This is a genomic window from Zeimonas arvi (assembly GCF_008039575.1).
GTDB lineage: Bacteria > Pseudomonadota > Gammaproteobacteria > Burkholderiales > Burkholderiaceae_E > Zeimonas > Zeimonas arvi.
This window is the reverse complement of record NZ_VDUY01000004.1, coordinates 396,456-414,912: the sequence shown is the minus strand read 5'-3', so window position 1 is coordinate 414,912 and position 18,457 is coordinate 396,456. Positions and strand designations below refer to the sequence as shown.

17 protein-coding genes are annotated in these 18,457 nt (G+C 70.0%); 7 read left to right on the top strand and 10 right to left on the bottom strand.

Annotation, left to right across the window (positions count from 1 at the left end):
• Position 1 precedes the first annotated feature (1 nt).
• The 10 genes from FHP08_RS12320 to urtA form a co-directional block, all read right to left on the bottom strand.
• A complete protein-coding gene (locus tag FHP08_RS12320) occupies positions 2 to 1,690 on the bottom strand; it encodes a nitric oxide reductase activation protein NorD (RefSeq protein WP_147704750.1) in 1,689 nt (562 codons plus the stop codon).
• 4 nt (positions 1,691 to 1,694) lie between these two features.
• Positions 1,695 to 2,549: a CbbQ/NirQ/NorQ/GpvN family protein gene (locus FHP08_RS12315; protein ID WP_147704749.1), complete on the bottom strand. Its 855-nt coding sequence runs from the start codon at positions 2,547 to 2,549 to the stop codon at positions 1,695 to 1,697.
• A gap of 21 nt (positions 2,550 to 2,570) precedes the next feature.
• A complete protein-coding gene (locus tag FHP08_RS12310) occupies positions 2,571 to 3,611 on the bottom strand; it encodes an aliphatic amidase (protein WP_147704748.1) in 1,041 nt (346 codons plus the stop codon).
• A gap of 70 nt (positions 3,612 to 3,681) precedes the next feature.
• A complete protein-coding gene (locus FHP08_RS12305) occupies positions 3,682 to 4,044 on the bottom strand; it encodes an FmdB family zinc ribbon protein (RefSeq protein ID WP_147704747.1) in 363 nt (120 codons plus the stop codon).
• A gap of 12 nt (positions 4,045 to 4,056) precedes the next feature.
• Positions 4,057 to 5,286 carry a formamidase gene (gene fmdA / locus FHP08_RS12300; RefSeq protein ID WP_147704746.1) on the bottom strand — a complete coding sequence of 410 codons (1,230 nt, stop codon included), beginning with the start codon at positions 5,284 to 5,286 and terminating at the stop codon, positions 4,057 to 4,059.
• A gap of 41 nt (positions 5,287 to 5,327) precedes the next feature.
• The gene (urtE, locus tag FHP08_RS12295; protein WP_147704745.1) at positions 5,328 to 6,017 is read right to left on the bottom strand and encodes an urea ABC transporter ATP-binding subunit UrtE; all 690 of its coding nucleotides are present in this window, start codon (positions 6,015 to 6,017) and stop codon (positions 5,328 to 5,330) included.
• A gap of 27 nt (positions 6,018 to 6,044) precedes the next feature.
• The gene (gene urtD, locus FHP08_RS12290) at positions 6,045 to 6,788 is read right to left on the bottom strand and encodes an urea ABC transporter ATP-binding protein UrtD (protein ID WP_147704744.1); all 744 of its coding nucleotides are present in this window, start codon (positions 6,786 to 6,788) and stop codon (positions 6,045 to 6,047) included.
• Positions 6,789 to 6,812: 24 nt separating this feature from the next.
• Positions 6,813 to 8,045, bottom strand: a complete 1,233-nt coding sequence (gene urtC, locus FHP08_RS12285) for an urea ABC transporter permease subunit UrtC (RefSeq protein WP_147704743.1) — start codon at positions 8,043 to 8,045, stop codon at positions 6,813 to 6,815.
• A gap of 22 nt (positions 8,046 to 8,067) precedes the next feature.
• Positions 8,068 to 8,982 (bottom strand): urea ABC transporter permease subunit UrtB, encoded by a 915-nt coding sequence (gene urtB / locus FHP08_RS12280; protein WP_147704742.1) that lies wholly within the window; start codon positions 8,980 to 8,982, stop codon positions 8,068 to 8,070.
• A gap of 96 nt (positions 8,983 to 9,078) precedes the next feature.
• Positions 9,079 to 10,359 carry an urea ABC transporter substrate-binding protein gene (gene urtA, locus FHP08_RS12275; RefSeq protein WP_147704741.1) on the bottom strand — a complete coding sequence of 427 codons (1,281 nt, stop codon included), beginning with the start codon at positions 10,357 to 10,359 and terminating at the stop codon, positions 9,079 to 9,081.
• A gap of 185 nt (positions 10,360 to 10,544) precedes the next feature.
• Here urtA and FHP08_RS12270 point away from each other — a divergent pair, with 185 nt between their 5' ends.
• From FHP08_RS12270 to ureC, 7 genes are all read left to right on the top strand, one after another.
• Positions 10,545 to 13,925 (top strand): hybrid sensor histidine kinase/response regulator, encoded by a 3,381-nt coding sequence (locus tag FHP08_RS12270; protein ID WP_147704740.1) that lies wholly within the window; start codon positions 10,545 to 10,547, stop codon positions 13,923 to 13,925.
• Entirely contained in the window at positions 13,915 to 14,811 is an 897-nt protein-coding gene (locus FHP08_RS12265) for a response regulator transcription factor (RefSeq protein ID WP_225879118.1), read from the top strand. Before FHP08_RS12270 ends, FHP08_RS12265 begins: the two co-directional genes overlap by 11 nt.
• On the top strand, positions 14,808 to 15,707 hold the full coding sequence (locus FHP08_RS12260) for an urease accessory protein UreD (RefSeq protein ID WP_225879117.1): 900 nt from the start codon (positions 14,808 to 14,810) through the stop codon (positions 15,705 to 15,707). Before FHP08_RS12265 ends, FHP08_RS12260 begins: the two co-directional genes overlap by 4 nt.
• Before the next feature lie 117 nt (positions 15,708 to 15,824).
• Positions 15,825 to 16,127 (top strand): urease subunit gamma, encoded by a 303-nt coding sequence (locus tag FHP08_RS12255; RefSeq protein ID WP_147704738.1) that lies wholly within the window; start codon positions 15,825 to 15,827, stop codon positions 16,125 to 16,127.
• Between the two features lie 65 nt (positions 16,128 to 16,192).
• Positions 16,193 to 16,414 (top strand): hypothetical protein, encoded by a 222-nt coding sequence (locus tag FHP08_RS12250; RefSeq protein ID WP_147704737.1) that lies wholly within the window; start codon positions 16,193 to 16,195, stop codon positions 16,412 to 16,414.
• Positions 16,415 to 16,424: 10 nt separating this feature from the next.
• Positions 16,425 to 16,730 carry an urease subunit beta gene (locus tag FHP08_RS12245; RefSeq protein ID WP_147704802.1) on the top strand — a complete coding sequence of 102 codons (306 nt, stop codon included), beginning with the start codon at positions 16,425 to 16,427 and terminating at the stop codon, positions 16,728 to 16,730.
• Positions 16,727 to 18,454: an urease subunit alpha gene (ureC, locus tag FHP08_RS12240; protein WP_147704736.1), complete on the top strand. Its 1,728-nt coding sequence runs from the start codon at positions 16,727 to 16,729 to the stop codon at positions 18,452 to 18,454. Before FHP08_RS12245 ends, ureC begins: the two co-directional genes overlap by 4 nt.
• The last annotated feature ends 3 nt before the right edge of the window (positions 18,455 to 18,457 follow it).

The window sequence follows — 18,457 nt, the reverse complement described above, 5'->3', positions numbered from 1 at the left end:
TTCAGCGCCCGGCCTGCCCGATCGCCGCGGCGAAGGCTGCCGGCAGCGCGTCGAGGCGGCGCACCGCGCGCCAGGCGCCCGGCGCGAAGGCGCTGCGCATCGATGGCGCCCCGGGCCGGAGCGGCCCGGACGACGCCGCTTCGATGTCCAGGCAGCTCACGGCCACGCCCGCACGGGCGGCCTCCCGCAGGGCCATCCTCAGGTCCTCGACCAGGTAGCGTGCGTCGTGGATGTCCACGTCGTGCGGCTCGCCGTCGGAGAGCACCAGCAGGTGCCGGAAGCGCTCGGGCCGGCGCGCCAGCGCGGCCGTGGCATGGCGCAGCGCGGCGCCCAGCCGGGTCGACCAGCGGCTGCGCAGCCCGGCCGCGCGCGCGAGGACCGCGGGGTCGCCGGCGCGCTCGTCGAAACCCTTGAGCGCGAGCACCTCGACCTCGCCGCGTCCATTCGACGCGAAGGCCATCAGCGCGCACGAACTCCCGGTTCGCTCGACGGCTTCGGCGGCCAGCAGCGCAGCGAGGCGGGCGGCATCGAGCACGGTGGCGACCCGCCCTGCGCCGGCGCCTTCGCCGATCGCGACCGCGTCGGGTTTCGACGGACGGGCTGTCGACGCCGACGCATCGAGCAGGATCGCGAAGGCGGCCGGATCTCGCCCGGGCCCGCAGCGCAGGTAGACGCGCGGGTCAGGCGTGCTGCGCATGCGCTGCGCCACGCGGGCGTCGACGAGCGCGCCCGGGTGGAAATCCTCGCCATCGGCCGCGCGCACGGGCCGCTCCCCGCGCCGGGCGCGCTGCAGCGATTCGAGACGGTCGGCCAGCCCCCTCGAAACGGCCGCCCGCCCCCGCAGCGCCGCTTCGAGGCGGCGGATCGCCTCGGGCGAGCCCGGCCGCTCGGGCAGGCGCTCGAAGACCCGGGCCCAGCGCGGCCGGTACCGGGCGATCAGCCGGTCCCACTCGGGATAGGCGACCGATGCCTCGACCGACACCTGCTCCGAGGCGCGGGCGCTCGTGGTCGCGTCGGCGTCCGGCACCCCCTCGGGGGGCAGCGAGGCATCGACCGCCTGCGGCTCGTCGATCCACAGGTGCGAATTGTCGTCACGGTAGGCGGGCTCGATCCGGTAGAGCTTCGCATTGAACTGCAGGCGCATCTGGCCGATGTCGTTGCCGAGCAGTGACGCCGCGCGGCGCAGCGCCTGCGGCGCCCCGACCGCGAGGGCGCGCCCCTCGGCGTCCCCGAAGAACAGGCGCCGCCCCTTCTGCACCCACGGATGGGGATCCCGGTAGCCCGGATCGAGCAGGCTGCGCGCCAGCCGCTGCAGCAGCATCTCGAAGCCGTTGCCGCTCTCGGGACCGGCGGCGTGGAAGGCCAGCCACAGCGCGCGCAGGCCCGGCAGCTCGCGGGCCGCCAGCCACTCGACCCGCGCGTCCTCGAGCAGGCCGACCAGGGCGAGCTGCACCGGCTTCAGCGCGCCACGGTCGAAGGGCGGGCCGCCGTGCGCGCGGTGGGCCCCCGCGTGGGCGGCCGTCGCCAGCGCCAGGTCGCGCGACCCGAGGGCGCCGGCCGGCAGGCGCAGCAGCGCGTCGCCCAGCACCGCGCGAGGCGCCGGCTCGGGCAGCGCGCCGATCGAGACCGGGCTCGCCCACAAGGCCCGGAGATAGGGCCCCAGGTAGCGCGCAGCCTGCGGAGCGGCCATCGGCTCAGGCGAAGCTCGCCTCGACGGCCGCCCGCAGCGCGACCGTGAGATCCGGGTCGTCGCTCAGCGGCAGGGCGATCGCCTGCAGGCAAGCGGCCCGCGGCGCCAGCCCCAGCGCGATCAGCGCGCCGGCGTGCACCAGCATCCGCGTGGAGGCGCCCTGCTCCAGGCCGTCCGCCTCGAGGCGCCGCGTGCGGACCGCCAGCGCGACCAGCGCCTGCGCGGTCTCCGAGGGCAGGCCGCTCTCGCGCGCCACGATCGCCGCCTCGTGCTCAGGCGCCGGGTACCCGAAGTCGATCGCGGTGAAGCGCTGGCGCGTGGAGGGCTTGAGCGACTTGCCCATGCCCTGGTAGCCGGGGTTGTAGGACACCACCAGCTGGAAATCGGGGTGGGCGCGCAGCAGCTCGTTGCGGCGCTCGAGCGGCAGCATGCGGCGCGTGTCGGTCAGCGGATGCAGGACCACCGTGGTGTCGGGCCTGGCCTCGACGATCTCGTCCAGGTAGCAGATCGCGCCGTGGCGCGCCGCCATCGTGAGCGGCCCGTCGTGCCAGCGGGTGCCCTCGGCGTCGAGCAGCCAGCGCCCGACCAGGTCGCCGGCGGTGAGGTCCTCGTGGCAGGCCACCGTGACCAGCGGCATGCCGAGCCGCCACGCCATGTGCTCGACGAAGCGGGTCTTGCCGCAGCCGGTCGGGCCCTTCAGCAGCACCGGCAGGCGCAGCGCATGGGCCGCCTCGAACGCGGCGATCTCGTCGCCCGACGGCAGGTAGAAGGGCTCGCCGGCCGCCCGCCAGTCGGCGAGCGGATCGGAAGCCGCGCCGCCCGCCGCTTCGGCGGGCCTTCGCAATCCGGCGATGCTCATCGATCCGTCGGTGCCGGCGGGTCAACGGTGTCCGGCGGTATCGGGATTGGGAATCCCGTCGATCGGGCACTCCTCCGTCCCGACCGTGGGCCGCGTGATCGATTCGACCATCGCGCGCGTGCCTTCCGGATCGTTGATCCACTTCGCGTAGAAGTCGTAGGGGCAGGCGGCCTCGCCCTTGTCGCCCTCTCGCGAGTTGATCTTGCCGGTGTAGCCGCGATGCAGCAGCTTGAACAGGTGGTTCTCCGACTGCCCGTTCTTGCGGAAGTCGCGGATCAGGCTCTTCGAGAGCGCGGCGTACTGGATCCCGTAGTCCTCCTCGCCGCACTCGCCCAGGGTGCGGCCGTCGAAGCCGATGATCGCCGAGTGGCCGAAGTAGGAGTACACGCCGTCGAAGCCCGACGCGTTGGCCACCGCCACGTAGCTGTTGTTGGCCCAGGCCATCGCCTTGGCCATCAGCACCTGCTGGTCCTTGGCCGGGTACATGTAGCCCTGGCAGCGCACGATCAGCTCGGCGCCCTTCATCGCGCAGTCGCGCCAGATCTCCGGGTAGTTGCCGTCGTCGCAGATGATCAGGCTCACCTTCAGGCCCTTGGGTCCTTCCGACACGTAGGTGCAGTTGCCCGGGTACCAGCCCTCGATCGGCACCCAGGGCATGATCTTGCGGTACTTCTGCACGATCTCGCCCTGGTCGTTCATCAGGATCAGCGTGTTGTACGGCGCCTTGTTCGGGTGCTCCTCGTGACGCTCGCCGGTGAGCGAGAACACGCCCCAGACCTTCGCCTTGCGGCAGGCCTCGGCGAAGATCGCGGTCTCCTCGCCCGGTACCGCCGACGCGGTCTCGTACATCTCCTTCGGGTCGTACATGATTCCGTGGGTGCTGTACTCCGGAAAGATCACCAGGTCGAGCCCCGGCAGCCCGATCTTCATCCCTTCGATCATCTCCGCGATCTTGCGCGCGTTGGCCAGCACCTCGGCCTTCGTGTGCAAGCGCGGCATCTTGTAGTTGACGACGGCGACACCGACGGTGTCGTGGCTGCTGGAGATGTCTCCGTGATGCATGACGGGTTCCTGCTGGGTTCGATGGAAGGAGGGACGGAAGCTTCGGCGGGGAAGGTTCGCCGAGGAGGGCTCAGTGGCTGATCATCCAGGGCCGCTTGGTCGGGAAGGCCTTGGCGCCCGAGGCGCCGCGCACCGTGGCGCTGCGGATGCCGGTGCTGCAGCAGCCGCAGCCGGCCGGGTGCCGCAGGCGGCCATAGCTGCCCGAGCGGCTGTCGGCGTACTCCCGCGAAGACATCGGCGCGTTCGCCGAGCGCTCGTTGGCCTCGATCGCCCGGCGGGCTCCCGTGGCCAGCGCGGACAGCCTCGGCGCGCTCAGCACCCGCGCCGAGGCCGTTCCGCAGCTCGGGCACCCGGCCGGCTCGTTGCGTTCGGCGATGCTGCGGAAGGCGTCGAAGCCGCCGCAGGCCGGACACTCGTAGTCGTAGGTCGGCATGGCCCGGGCTCCTCAGAGATCCGGCGAGATCGGCATGTCGACCGCGCCCGAGATCATCTTCACCGGCCCGTTCGCGCCGGGATTGATGTCGAACTCGAAGATCTCGGTGGGCAGCCAGAGCGTGGCGCAGGCGTTCGGGATGTCCACCACGCCGCTGATGTGGCCCTGCACCGGCGCGGTGCCCAGGATCGAGTAGGCCTGCGCGCCCGAGTAGCCGAACTTCTTCAGGTACTCGATCGCGTTCAGGCAGGCTTGCCGGTACGCGACGTGCACGTCCAGGTAGTGCTGCCTGCCCTGCTCGTCGACCGAGATGCCTTCGAAGATCAGGTAGTCCTTGTAGTTCGGCGTGATCGGGCTCGGCTTGAAGATCGGGTTCCTGATCCCGTACTTCGCCATGCCGCCCTTGATCAGCGACACGCGCATGTGCACCCAGCCGGCCATCTCGATCGCGCCGCAGAAGGTGATCTCGCCGTCGCCCTGGCTGAAGTGCAGGTCGCCCACCGACAGGCCGGCGCCGTCCACGTAGACCGGGAAGAAGACCTTCGAGCCGCGCGACAGGTCCTTGATGTCGCAGTTGCCGCCGTGCTCGCGCGGCGGCACGGTGCGGGCGCCCTCGGCGGCGGCCTTCGCCGCGGCGTCGCCCTTCATCTTGCCCATGTGGGCGGTCTTCGCGAACGGCGGGTTGGCCAGCGGCGGCACCCGGTCGGGCTGGGTCGCGATGAAGTCGACCTCGCGCTCGTTCCACGTGTCGAGCATCTTACGGTCGGGCAGGCAGCCGATCAGGCCCGGATGGATCAGGCCCGCGAACTCCACGCCCGGGATGTGCCGGCTCTTCGTGAACATCCCGTTGAAGTCCCAGATCGACTTCTGCGCGAGCGGGAAGTGCTCGGTCAGGAAGCCGCCGCCGTTCTTCTTCGAGAAGAAGCCGTTGAAGCCCCACAGGCTGTCGGGCTTGGCGCCGATGTCGAGCAGGTCCACCACCAGCAGGTCGCCGGGCTCGGCGCCCTTCACGCCCACCGGCCCGGACAGGAAGTGCACGGTGCTCAGGTCGACGTCGCGCACGTCGTCGGCGCTGTCGTTGTTCTTGATGTAGCCGCCGGTCCAGTCGTAGGTCTCCAGCACGAAGTCGTCGCCGGGATTGACCCAGCAGGCCATCGGGATGTCCGGGTGCCAGCGGTTGTGGATGTTCTCGTTCTCGTACGGCGACTGGGCGAGGTCGACCTTGATCAGGGTGTCGGGCATGGCGTGCCTCCGTGGGGCGTCGTTGAGATGGGCGTCGGCGTTCAGACCGACAGGTACTGCTTGATGCGCGCCTCGTCGGTCTCGGCGCGCGTGGTTTCGTGGACCAGCCGCCCGCCCTCGATGACGAACAGCCGGTCGGCCACGTCCATCGCGAAGGACAGGATCTGCTCCGACACGACGATCGTGATCCGGCGCATCTTGCGGATCTCGTTGAGCGCCTTGGCGATGTCCTTGATGATCGAAGGCTGGATGCCCTCGGTGGGCTCGTCGAGCAGCAGGACCTTGGGGTCGGTCACCAGCGCCCGCGCGATCGCCAGCTGCTGCTGCTGGCCGCCCGACAGGTTCCCGCCCTTGCGCCGGCGCATCTCGAAGAGCACCGGGAAGAGCGCGTAGATCTCGTCGGGAATCCGCTTGCTGCGGCTGTTCTCCAGCCCGGTCTGGATGTTCTCCTCGACGGTGAGCGTCGGGAAGATCATCCGACCCTGCGGCACGTAGGCGATCCCCTTGGCGACGCGGCGAAAGCTCTCGTCCCGCGACACGTCGCTCCCCGCGACCCTGATGCTCCCGGCCTTCAACGGCAGCACCCCCATCAGGCTCTTGAACAGCGTGGTCTTGCCCATGCCGTTGCGCCCCATGATGGCCACCGTCTCGTTGTGGGCGGCGTCGAACGAGATGCCGTGCAGCGCCTCGCTTTGCCCGTAGGCGACGAACAGGTCCTTGACTTCGAGCATGGCTGGCTCCGTTGCGGGTTCGGCGGGTCAGTGACCCAGGTAGACGTCGATCACCTTGGGATCGGCCTGCACCACGTCCATCGGCCCTTCGGCGAGGATCTTTCCCTGGTGCATGACGGTGACCTTCGAGGCGATCTGCTTGACGAAGTCCATGTCGTGCTCGATCACGATCATCGAGCGGTTGCGGCAGATCCGCTTGAGCAGGTCGGCGGTCAGCTCGCGCTCGCGCGCGCTCATGCCCGCGATCGGCTCGTCGAGCATCAGAAGCTCGGGCTCCTGCATCAGCAGCATCCCGATCTCGAGCCACTGCTTCTGGCCGTGCGACAGCAGCCCCGCCTCGGTCTCGAGCTTGTCCGCCAGGCCGATCTCCTCGGCGACCTTGCGGACCCGCTCGAGGACCTCTTCGGTGCGCTCGAAGGACAGCGCGCCGAAGACCGAGCGGCCCTTCGGGAACGAGACCTCGAGGTTCTGGAACACGCTGAGGTTCTCGTAGATCGAGGGCGTCTGGAACTTGCGCCCCACCCCGGACCTGACGATCTCGTGCTCGGGCTTCTTCGTGAGCTCCTCGTCCTTGAACCGGATGCTTCCGGCGCTCGCGCGCGTCTTGCCGCAGATCAGGTCGAGCAGCGTGGTCTTGCCGGCGCCGTTCGGTCCGATGATCACCCGCAGCTCGTCCTTGTCGATGTACAGGTTCAGGCTGTCGATCGCCTTGAAGCCGTCGAACGAGACCGTGAGGTCCTCGATGTACAGCGCGAACTCTTTCTGGCTCATGTCCTACTCCGGTCGATGCGGGAATCAGGCGCGCTGGCCGCTGATGCCGCCGGGCAGCTTCGGTCCGGCCGCCCCGGCTGCGGAAGCCGGCGCGCTCGCGGCGGGCACGCGCGACTCGGGCTGGTCCGGCCACGAGGCCTGGGCGGCGGCCAGGCGCTCGGCCTGCTCGGCGCGCTGCGCCCGGCGCCGCCGCCACCAGGGCTTCAGGTGGCTCTCGACCAGGCCCGCGAGGCCGTTGGGGAAGGCCATGGTCACGCCGATGAACAGCGCGGCCATCAGGAAGAGCCACAGATCGGGGAAGCTCTCCGAGAAGTAGGTCTTGCCGAAGTTCACCAGCAGCGCGCCGTAGACCGCGCCGACCAGGCTCATCCGCCCGCCGACCGCGGCGAAGATCACCATCTCGATCGAGGGCACGATCCCGACGAAGGACGGCGACATGAAGCCGACCTGCAGCGTGAACATCGCGCCGCCGATCGCGGCCAGGATCGCCGCGAGCACGAAGGCGAAGACCTTGAACATCGCCACGTCGTAGCCCGAGAATCGCACCCGGTCTTCCTTGTCGCGCATCGCCAGCAGCAGCGTGCCGAGCTTGCTCGACTGGATCCAGCGGCAGGCCAGGATGCTGGCGAGCAGCAGGCCGGCGCACACGTAGTACAGGATCAGCTTGGAGCCGTCCTCGCGGATGTCCCAGCCCAGCATCGTCTTCAGGTCAGTCATGCCGTTCACGCCGCCGGTGTAGCCCTGCTGGCCGATGATCAGCACCGTGAGGATCAGGGCCACGGCCTGCGTGATGATCGCGAAGTAGACCCCGCCGACCCGCCGCTTGAACATCGCGAAGCCGATGACGAAGGCGAGGATCGCCGGCACCAGGATCACCGCCGCCAGCGCGAAGGGCAGCGACCTGAACGGCTCCCACCAGAGGGGCAGCTCGGTCAGCTGGTTCCAGTCCATGAAGTCGGGAATGCCCGGCGTGGACTGGATCTTCGTGCTCTCGGGGTCGGAGGCCTCGAGCTTGAGGAACATGGCCATCATGTAGCCGCCCAGCCCGAAGAAGACGCCCTGGCCGAGGCTCAGGATGCCGGCGTGCCCCCAGAGCATCACCAGGCCGATCGCCACGAAGCCGTAGGTCAGGTACTTGCCGACCAGGTTCAGCCGGAAGATGTCCAGCGTCAGCGGGAACACCACCAGCAGGATCGCCGCCAGGACCAGGATGCTGCCGGTGCTGGGACGCATCAGGAGTGATTTGAGCGCATTCATCGTGCTTCTCCTCGCGGCCGGTTCAGCGGCGCACCTTGGCCGCGAACAGGCCCTGCGGGCGGATCATCAGGATGGTCACGACCAGCATCAGCGTGAGCACCTTGGCCATCGAGCCGGTCAGGAAGAACTCCGAGATCGACTGCGTCTGGGCGATGCCGAAGGCCGAGGCCACCGTGCCGAGCAGGCTCGCCGCGCCGCCGAAGGTGACAACCAGGAAGGCGTCGACGATGTACAGCGAACCGCTGGTCGGCCCGGTCGAGCCGATCGTGGTGAAGGCCGCGCCCGCCACGCCGGCGATCCCGCAGCCGATGGCGAAGGTCATCCGGTCGGTCATCCGGGTGTTGATGCCGGTGGCGTTGGCCATCGACCGGTTGGCGACCGTGGCCCGCACGCGCAGGCCCCAGCGCGACCGGTACATCGCGAACAGCAGGCCGCCGGTGACCAGCAGGGTCAGCGCCATCACGAACATGCCGTTGATCGGGATGTCCAGGCCCTCGACCGGCGCCCAGGAGCCCATCAGCCAGTCGGGCAGCGTGGGGCTGACTTCCTTGGGGCCCACGAAGGTGCGAAAGACCTGCTGGATCGCCAGGCTCAGGCCCCACGTGGCGAGCAGCGTGTCCAGCGGGCGCTTGTAGAGGTGCCGGATCAGCGCCCACTCGGTGAGCCAGCCGGCGATGAAGGCGAACAGGAAGGCGGCCACGATGGCAAGCGGGAAGTAGGCCTGCATCAGCCCGGGGGCGAAGGTCTCGGTCAGCGTCGATCCGAGGAAGACCGTGTAGGCCCCGATCGTCATGAACTCGCCGTGCGCCATGTTGATGACGCCCATCTGGCCGAAGATCACCGCCAGCCCGAGGCCCATCAGCAGCAGGACCGAGAACAGGCTCAGGCCCGCGAAACCCTGCATCAGGGTGATGTTGAGGATGTCGTTGAAACTCATCTCCGGCTCCTTGCGCACCGATCGGGAAGACCCCTGGACGCGACGCGCGCGGCCAGGGTCGCCGCCGGGGCCTCGGCGGCCCCGGCGATGCCGCGCTTACTGGTAGCCCTTCGGGAAGGGGTTGGGCTCGATCAGGTCCTTGGACTCGGCCACGACCTTGAAGGTGCCGTCGGGCATGCCCTCGGCGATCCGCGCCTTGCTCCACAGGTGGTGGTTCTCGTGGACCTTCACGTAGCCTTCGGGCGCGGTCTTGAGCTCGATGCCGGGCGAGGCCTTGACCACCGCGTCGACGTCGAAACTGCCCGCCCGCTCGACCGCGGCCTTCCAGAGCCAGGGGCCCAGGTAGCCGGCCTGCGTGACGTCGCCGATCACCGACTTCGGACCGTAGGCCGCCTTGAAGGCCTCGACGAACTTCTTGTTGTTGTCGTTCTCGAGCGTCTGGAAGTACTTCATCGACGAGAAGAAGCCGGCGAAGTTCTCGCCGCCCACGCCCAGCATCTCGTCCTCGGTGACCGACAGCGTCAGCAGGAACTGCTTGGCCCCGGTGATGCCGGCGGCCTTGAGTTGCTTGTAGAAGGCGACGTTCGAGCCGCCGACCACCGCCGCGAAGATGCAGTCCGGCTTGGCGATCTTGATCTTGTTGATCAGCGACTGGAAGTTGGTGCTGCCCAGCGCGTAGTACTCCTCGCCGACGACCTTGCCCTTCTGGAAGTTCTCGATGTGCTTGCGCGCGATCTTCATCGAGGTGCGCGGCCAGATGTAGTCCGAGCCGACCAGGAAGAAGGTCTTGGCCTTCTTCTCGTCCTTGGCCCAGTCCAGACCCCAGAGGATCTGCTGGGTGGCTTCCTGGCCGGTGTAGATGACGTTCTTCGACTGCTCGAGGCCTTCGTAGAAGGTCGGGTAGTAGAGGAGGTTGTTCTCCTTCTCGAAGATCGGCAGCACCGCCTTGCGCGAGGCCGAGGTCCAGCATCCGAACACGCAGGCCACCTTGTCGTTGAGGATCAGCTTGCGGGACTTCTCGGCGAAGGTGGGCCAGTCGGAAGCGCCGTCTTCCTTGATCACCTTGATCTTGCGGCCGAGAACGCCGCCCATCGCGTTGATCTGGTCGATCGCCAGCTGCTCGGCCTGGATGGCGCCGGTCTCGGAGATCGCCATCGTTCCGGAGGAGGAGTGAAGCTGGCCGACGACCACCTCGGTGTCGGTGACCGCCTTGCCCGTGGTCATCACCTTGGCGGTCGGGAACTGCTGGGCGAACGCGAGGCCCGGCACGCCGGCCAGCGGAATCGCGCCGAGGCCCTGCAGCAGGCGGCGCCGGGTGACGTCGGAGAGGGCCGGGATGCCCGGTCTGGAGGCGTTTTCGTCGTGGTCGTGCGACATTTCGAGGCTCCTTGCACAAGAAAGGGGGATTCCGGGACACGTCGCGGTGCGTCGAGGCTGGCGTGCGTGCAGGAAGCGACTTTGTGCTCTGCAGCACGAACGGGAAATACGTCGATCGACGTATGCGAGGTCATGGCGCGGTTCTTGCGTTCAATCGAGAGGAACCCATCCGCGCCAGGTGACGCTTGTCCTCCGCTCCGCAGAAAATCCTTCGCATCCGGCGCGACTACAACGCCTGGGTGGCCAACGAGACGCTCGAGGACTACGCCCTGCGCTACACGCCGCGCAGCTTCCGCAAGTGGTCGGAGTTCCGGGTGGCCAACACGGCCTTCGGCGCGGTGTCCTTCCTGGCGCTCGAGGCGATCGGCGGAACGATCGCGCTGAACTACGGGTTCGCGAACGCGCTGTGGGCGATCCTGGCGGTGGGCCTGGTCACCTTCCTGACCGGACTGCCGATCAGCGTCTACGCCGCCCGGCACGGCGTGGACATGGACCTGCTGACTCGCGGCGCGGGCTTCGGCTACCTGGGCTCGACGATCACCTCGCTGGTGTACGCCGGCTTCACCTTCATCTTCTTCGCGCTCGAAGCCGCGATCATGGCGCTGGCGCTGCAGATGGTGGTCGACCTGCCGCTGGTGTGGTGCTACGCGATCTCGGCCGTCGTCGTGATTCCGCTGGTCACGCACGGGATCACGCTGATCTCGCGCCTGCAGGCCTGCACGCAGCCGGTCTGGCTGGCGCTCCTCGCCCTGCCCTTCCTGTTCATCGCCTTCCGGAATCCCCAGGCCCTGACGTCGCTGTCCGGCCTGTCCGGAAGCGTCTCCGGCAGCAGCGGCTTCGATCCGCTGATGTTCGGGGCGGCGGCCACCGTCGCGATCGCGCTGGTCGTGCAGATCGGCGAGCAGGTCGACTACCTGCGCTTCCTGCCCGAGCGCAACGCCGGCAACCGCTGGCGCTGGTGGACGGCGGTCATCGTGGCCGGTCCGGGGTGGGTGGTGCCGGGCATGCTGAAGATGCTGGCCGGCGCCTTCCTGGCCTTCCTCGCCCTCGGGCAGGGCGTTGCCGCGGAGAAGGCGATCCAGCCCACCGAGATGTACCTGGCGGGCTTCCAGCAGGTGTTCGGCGGCTCCGCCTGGGCGGTCGCGGCGACCGTGGTCTTCGTGATCGTCTCGCAGGTCAAGATCAACGTGACCAACGCCTATGCCGGATCGCTGGCCTGGTCGAACTTCTTCGCGCGGCTCACGCACAGCCACCCGGGTCGCGTGGTCTGGCTGGTGTTCAACGTGACGATCGCGCTGCTGCTGATGACGCTCGACGTCTTCGGCGCCCTCGAGCGCGTGCTGGGCCTCTACGCCAACCTCGCGATCGCCTGGGTCGGCGCGCTGGTGGCCGACCTGGTCATCAACAAGCCGCTCGGGCTGAGCCCCCGCCACATCGAGTTCAAGCGGGCCCACCTGTACGACCTGAACCCGGTCGGGCTCGGCTCGATGCTGCTGGCCGCAGCGCTGGCGATCGTGGCCTACAGTGGCGTGCTGGGCCCCGGCGCCGAGGCCTTCTCGCCCTTCATCGCGCTGGGCGCGTCGCTGGCCAGCGCCCCATTGATCGCCTGGCTGACTCGCGGCCGCTACTACCTCGCGCGACGACCGCCGACGGCCTGGAAGCCCGGCCAGATCGTGCGCTGCTCGGTGTGCGAGAACGAATTCGAATCCGAGGACATCGCCGGCTGCCCGGCCTACGGCGCGCCGATCTGCTCGCTGTGCTGCACGCTGGAGTCGCGCTGCCGCGACTGCTGCAAGTCGCGATCGCGCGCCTCCGAGCAGGCTGCCGACGCGGTCGCCGCGGTGCTGCCGGGGCGGCTGACGCGCCGGGTCAATGGCCGGATCGGTTACTTCCTGGTCGTGCTCGCCTCGCTCAGCGCGATGCTCGCCGCGGTGCTGGGCATCGTCTACTACCAGGAAACGCTGGCCTCCGGGACGATCGCGCTGCGCATGCCTTTCGTGAAGGCCTACGCGCTGCTGGTCCTCGTGGCGGCGGTCTGCTCGTGGTGGGTGGTGCTCGCCGGCGAAAGCCGCCGGATGGCGGAAGACGAGTCGACGCGCCAAACCCAGCTGCTCACCCGCGAGGTCGACGCGCACCGGCGCACCGATGCGGCGCTGCAGGCGGCCAAGGACCTGGCGGAATCGGCGAGCCGGGCGAAGACGCGCTACGTGACCGGCATCACGCACGAACTGCGCACGCCGCTCAACAGCATCCTGGGCTACGCGCAGATCCTGCTCAAGGGCAACCAGCTCGCCGGAACGGCGCGCGACGCCGTGGTCACCATCCAGCGCAGCGGCGAGCACCTGCACGCGCTGGTCGACGGCCTGCTCGACCTGGCCCGGATCGAGGCGGGCCGCCTGCGGCTGGACAGCGCGCCGGTGCCGCTTCGCGAGCTGCTCGACGACCTGGTCCGCATGGTGCAGCCCCAGGCGCGCGCCAAGGGCCTCGCCTTCTCCTTCGAGACCGCCGGGCGGGTTCCGACCTACGTGCAGGCCGACGCCAAGCGGCTGCGCCAGATCCTGATCAACCTGCTCGGCAACGCGGTGCGCTACACGCGGAGCGGCGGCGTGACGCTGCGCGTGGACGCCCGGCGCGCGGTGATCGTGTTCGAGGTCATCGACACCGGGATCGGCATCGCACCCCAGGACCTCGAGCGGATCTTCCTGCCCTTCGAGCGCGGCAGCGCCGGACGCCGCTCGAGCGAGCTCGGCACCGGGCTCGGGCTCACGATCACCGGCCTGCTCACCGAACTGATGGGCGGCGAGCTCGCCGTTCGCAGCACGCCCGGCGCGGGCAGCACCTTCTCGGTCCGGCTTTACCTGCGCGAGCTGAGCGCGGCCGGCCTCGCGTCGCTGCCGAGTCCGCCGCGCCATCGGCCGATCTCCGGCTACGCGGGCCCTCGCCGCACGCTGCTGGTGGTCGACGACCAGCCGATCCAGCGCCAGATGATCGCCGGACTCCTGGCGCCGCTGGGCTTCGCGATCCGGGAGGCGGCCAGCGCGCGCGAATGCCTGGAGAGCGTGCGGGAGGTCCGCCCCGATGCGATCCTGCTCGACGTGAGCATGGACGACCTGGACGGATGGCAGGCCGCCCGCATGGTGCGCGAGTCCGGCTTCACCGACCTGCCGATCGTCATGGTCTCGGCCGACCTCTTCGAGAACCGCCCGGAGAACCTCGCGAACGCCCAGGCGCAGGCCTTCGTCGCCAAGCCGGTGATCGAGTCCGAGCTGCTCGACGCGCTCGGTCGTCACCTGGAGATCGAGTGGATCACCGACCTGACCGTGGAGCCGCTGGAGGCGCCGCCCGCGACGCTGGACGTCGCTGCCTTCGGCGTGCCGGTCGAGGCGCTCGCGGAGCTTCGCCGACTGGCGCTGGCCGGCAGGCCGCGCGCGCTGCGCGAGCGCCTCGACGCCCTGGCGCGCGAGCACCCCGACCTGGCCCCGCTGTGCGCGCAGTGGTCGCGCCTGGTCGATGCCTTCGACTTCGACACCCTCCAGCAACAACTCAGGGCATCCGATGACAGTTGAAACCGCCAGCCCGCCGCACGGCACCGTGCTCGTCGTCGACGACGCCCCCGAGACGCTGCGCTGGCTCTGCGACCTGCTCGAGGCCGAACGCTATTCGGTCCTGGTCGCGCGCAGCGGCGAGGAGGCGCTCGAGCGCCTCGAGTACGCGGTTCCCGACGCGGTCCTGCTCGACGCGGTGATGCCGGGCCTGAGCGGATTCGAGACCTGTCGCCGGATCAAGGCGAACCCGGCCTGGTCGCACGTGCCGGTGATCTTCATGACCGGGCTCTCGGAGACCGACTCGATCGTGCGCGGCTTCGACAGCGGCGGCGTCGACTACGTGGTGAAGCCGGTGCGCGCCGAGGAGGTCCTCGCCAGGCTGGCCACGCACGCGCGCAATGCGCGGGTGGCAAGGATGGCGCGCGACGCCGTGGACGTGGGCGGCATCGGCGTGCTGCTGCTCGATGCGCGCGGCCGGATCGCCTGGCGATCGCCGCAGGCGGAGGCCTGGCTGCGCGACCGGTTCGGCAGCGACGATCCGCGGCCGCCGGCCGGGTGGATCGCGCAGGTCCTGGCGCTCGCGCCCGGCGAAGAGGCCGCTGCGGACGGTGCCGACGGCCATCGCCTGGTGGCCAAGAGCCTGGGGCGGGCCGGCCTGGACGAAACCATGCTGCTGCTGCAGCGGCGCGAGGAAGCGGCCGGCGCGCGGCTCGACGATGCCGCGCTCACGCCGCGCGAGACCGAGGTGCTGTCCTGGGTGGCCAAGGGAAAGACCAATCGCGACATCGCCGAGATCCTCGGAATGAGCCCGCGCACGGTGAACAAGCACCTCGAGCACGTGTTCGAGAAGCTGGGCGTGGAGACCCGGGCAGCCGCGGCGGCTCTGGCATCGAGGGCGCTGCGGTGAACGCGCCGCGCGATCTCCGCGATGCTCCGCCTGCGGCCGGCATGCCGGCCGGGGAGCCGGGGTGGCGCGGCAGGCTGGCGCTGCGCTACCGGCGCGACGGCGAACGCACGATCGGCGTCGATCGCCACGACGGCCCGCTGCGCGTGCTCAAGCGGCTTTACCCCGAGGGGCCGGGCACCTGCCACCACGTGCTGGTGCACCCGCCCGGCGGCATCGTGGGCGGCGACCGGCTCGAGATCGACATCGACGTCGGCGAGAACGCCCACGCGCTGGTCACCACGCCCGGCGCGACCCGCTTCTACCGGAGCGCGGGCGGGCTCGCGGCGCAGGAGCTGCGCGCGCGGGTGGCGGCCGGGGGGCGTCTCGAATGGCTGCCGCTGGAGACGATCGCCTACCGCGGCGCGATCGCGGTGAACCGGATGCGCTTCGAGCTCGCGGCAGGCGCGCAGATGATCGGATGGGACATTCTCGCGCTCGGCCTGCCGGCCTCCGGCGAGCGCTTCACGCAGGGCAGGTTCGAGCAAGACCTGGCGCTGCCCGGGGCCTGGCTCGAGCGCGGCATCGTGGACCCGGGCGACCGGCTCGGCGAGCTGCTGCTGCGCAGCCCGCTGGGCTGGGACGGGCAGTCCGCGCTCTTCACGCTCTGGTGCGCCGGCGGCAGCGACTGGCCGGCCCCGCTTGCCGAGGCGCTGCTCGCCGCGGCGCGCGAGCGCCTGCAGGCGGCTCCGGACCCCGGGCGCTGCGGCGCGACCGCCCCGCATCCGCGCGTCGTCGTCGTGCGCGCGCTCGCCGATCGTGTCGAGGCGCTCTGGCCGACCCTGCAGGCCGTCCGCGACGACTGGCGGCACCTGCTCTGGGCATCGGAGCCGGCCTCGCCGCGCGTCTGGCGAACCTGAACCGGACCCGTGCCGCCTGCCCGGACGCCGACGGGCCCGGATCTTGCAACACCTCCGCCGAGGGCCGCGCACCGGACGCGCCCGCCCGCCAAGCGCCGCGCAGCGGCCGAGGAACCGATGGAACTCACGCCCCGCGAGAAGGACAAGCTGCTGATCTTCACCGCCTCCCTGGTCGCCGAGCGGCGCAAGGCGCGGGGAATCAAGCTGAATCATCCCGAGGCCGTCGCGCTGATCAGCGCGACGATCATGGAAGGCGCCCGTGACGGCAAGACCGTGGCCCAGCTGATGAGCGAAGGCAAGGAGGTGCTCACGCGCGCCGACGTGATGCCCGGCGTTGCCGAGATGATTCCCGAAATCCAGGTCGAGGCCACCTTTCCCGACGGCACCAAGCTGGTGACCGTGCACCAGCCCATCGCATGACACTGCACCAGGGCGGGGCGCCCAGCGAAGCCTCGCCTACCCCCCTTTCAATGGAGAGCCGACCGATGATCAGGATCACCTCTCGCGCCGCCACGGCGGCCCTGGCGCTCGCCGCGAGCACCGCCGCGCACACCCACACCGGCGCCGACGGCGGGGCGCACCACGGCGTCTTCCAGGAGATCGCCCACGGCGTGGCCCACCTGGACCCGCTGCTGGCGCTGGCCCTGCTCTGCGCGGCCGCCGTGGGCATCGTCGCCGGCGTCGCGCGCCTGCTTCGGCGCCGCTGATCCCATGGCGATCATCCCTGGCGAACTGATCGTCGAGGCCGGCGACCTTCCGCTCAATCCGGGCCGGCGCACGCTCACGCTGGTCGTGGAGAACGCGGGCGACCGCCCGATCCAGGTCGGGTCCCACTACCACTTCGCCGAGACCAATGCGGCGCTGCGATTCGACCGGAACGCGGCGCGGGGCATGCGGCTGAACATCGCCTCCGGCACCGCCGTGCGCTTCGAGCCGGGCCAGCAGCGCACCGTCGAGCTGGTCGACTACGCGGGCAACCGCGTGGTGCAGGGTTTTCGCGGCCTGGTCCAGGGGGCGCTATGAGCAGCGTGAATCGCCGCGCATACGCGGAGATGTTCGGGCCCACGGTGGGCGACCGGGTCCGCCTTGCGGACACCGATCTCTTCGTGGAGGTCGAGCAGGACTACACCTTGCGCGCCGGCGGCTACGGCGAGGAAGTGAAGTTCGGCGGCGGAAAGACGATCCGCGACGGCATGGGCCAGGGCCAGCGGGTCAACGGCCCCGGGCCGGCGGACGCGATGGACTGCGTGATCACCAATGCGCTGATCGTCGACCACTGGGGCATCGTGAAGGCCGACATCGGCCTGCGCGGCTCGCGGATCGCCGCGATCGGCAAGGCCGGCAATCCCGACGTGCAACCGGGCGTGGACATCGTGATCGGCCCCGGCACCGAGATCATCGCCGCCGAGGGCATGATCGTGACCGCCGGCGGAATCGACTCGCACATCCACTGGATCTGCCCGCAGCAGATCGAGGAAGCGCTGGCGAGCGGCATCACGACGATGCTCGGTGGCGGCACCGGGCCGGCCACCGGCACCTTCGCCACCACCTGCACGCCGGGCCCGGCGAACATCGAGCGGATGCTGATGGCGGCCGAGGCCTTCCCGATGAACCTCGGCTTCTTCGGCAAGGGCAACGCCAGCAGCCCGGATCCCCTGCGCCAGCAGGTGGAGGCCGGCGCGATCGGGCTGAAGCTGCACGAGGACTGGGGCACGACGCCCTCGGCGATCGACTGCTGCCTGGGTGTGGCCGAGGAGCACGACGTGCAGGTGGCGATCCACACCGACACGCTGAACGAGAGCGGGTTCGTGGAGGACACGATCGCGGCCTTCAAGGGCCGCACGATCCACACCTTCCACACCGAGGGCGCGGGCGGCGGCCACGCGCCCGACATCCTCAAGGTGGTCGGCGAGCCGAACGTGCTGCCGAGCTCGACCAACCCCACGCGCCCGTACACGATCAACACGATCGACGAGCACCTCGACATGCTGATGGTCTGCCATCACCTGGACGCGGGCATCGCCGAGGACCTGGCCTTCGCCGAGAGCAGGATCCGGCGCGAGACGATCGCGGCCGAGGACATCCTGCACGACCTGGGCGCGATCAGCATCTTCAGCTCCGACAGCCAGGCGATGGGCCGTGTCGGCGAGGTCATCCTGCGATGCTGGCAGACCGCCCACAAGATGAAGCAGCAGCGCGGCCCGCTGCCGGGCGACGGCCCGCGCAACGACAACTTCCGCGTCAAGCGCTACGTGGCGAAGCTGTCGATCAACGCCGCGCTGACGCACGGCATCGCCCACGAGGTGGGCAGCGTCGAGCCCGGCAAGTGGGCCGACCTGGTGCTCTGGCGACCGGCGTTCTTCGGCGTCAAGCCCTCGCTGATCCTGAAGGGCGGCTTCATCGCCGCTGCCGCGATGGGCGATCCGAATGCGTCGATCCCCACGCCGCAGCCGGTGCACTACCGGCCCATGTTCGGCAGCTACGGCGGCGCGCGGGCGGCCACCTCGCTGAGCTTCCTCAGCGCCGCCGCGCTCGCATCCGGCGTCGCGGATCGGCTCGGATTGCGCAAGACCGTGTCGGCGGTGCGCGGCTGCCGGAGCGTGGGCAAGGCCGACATGGTCCACAACGCCTACGCGCCGCGCATGCAGATCGACGCCCAGACCTACGAGGTGCGCGCCGACGGGCAGTTGCTCACCTGCGAGCCGGCCAGCGTGCTGCCGATGGCGCAGCGCTACTTCCTCTTCTGACCG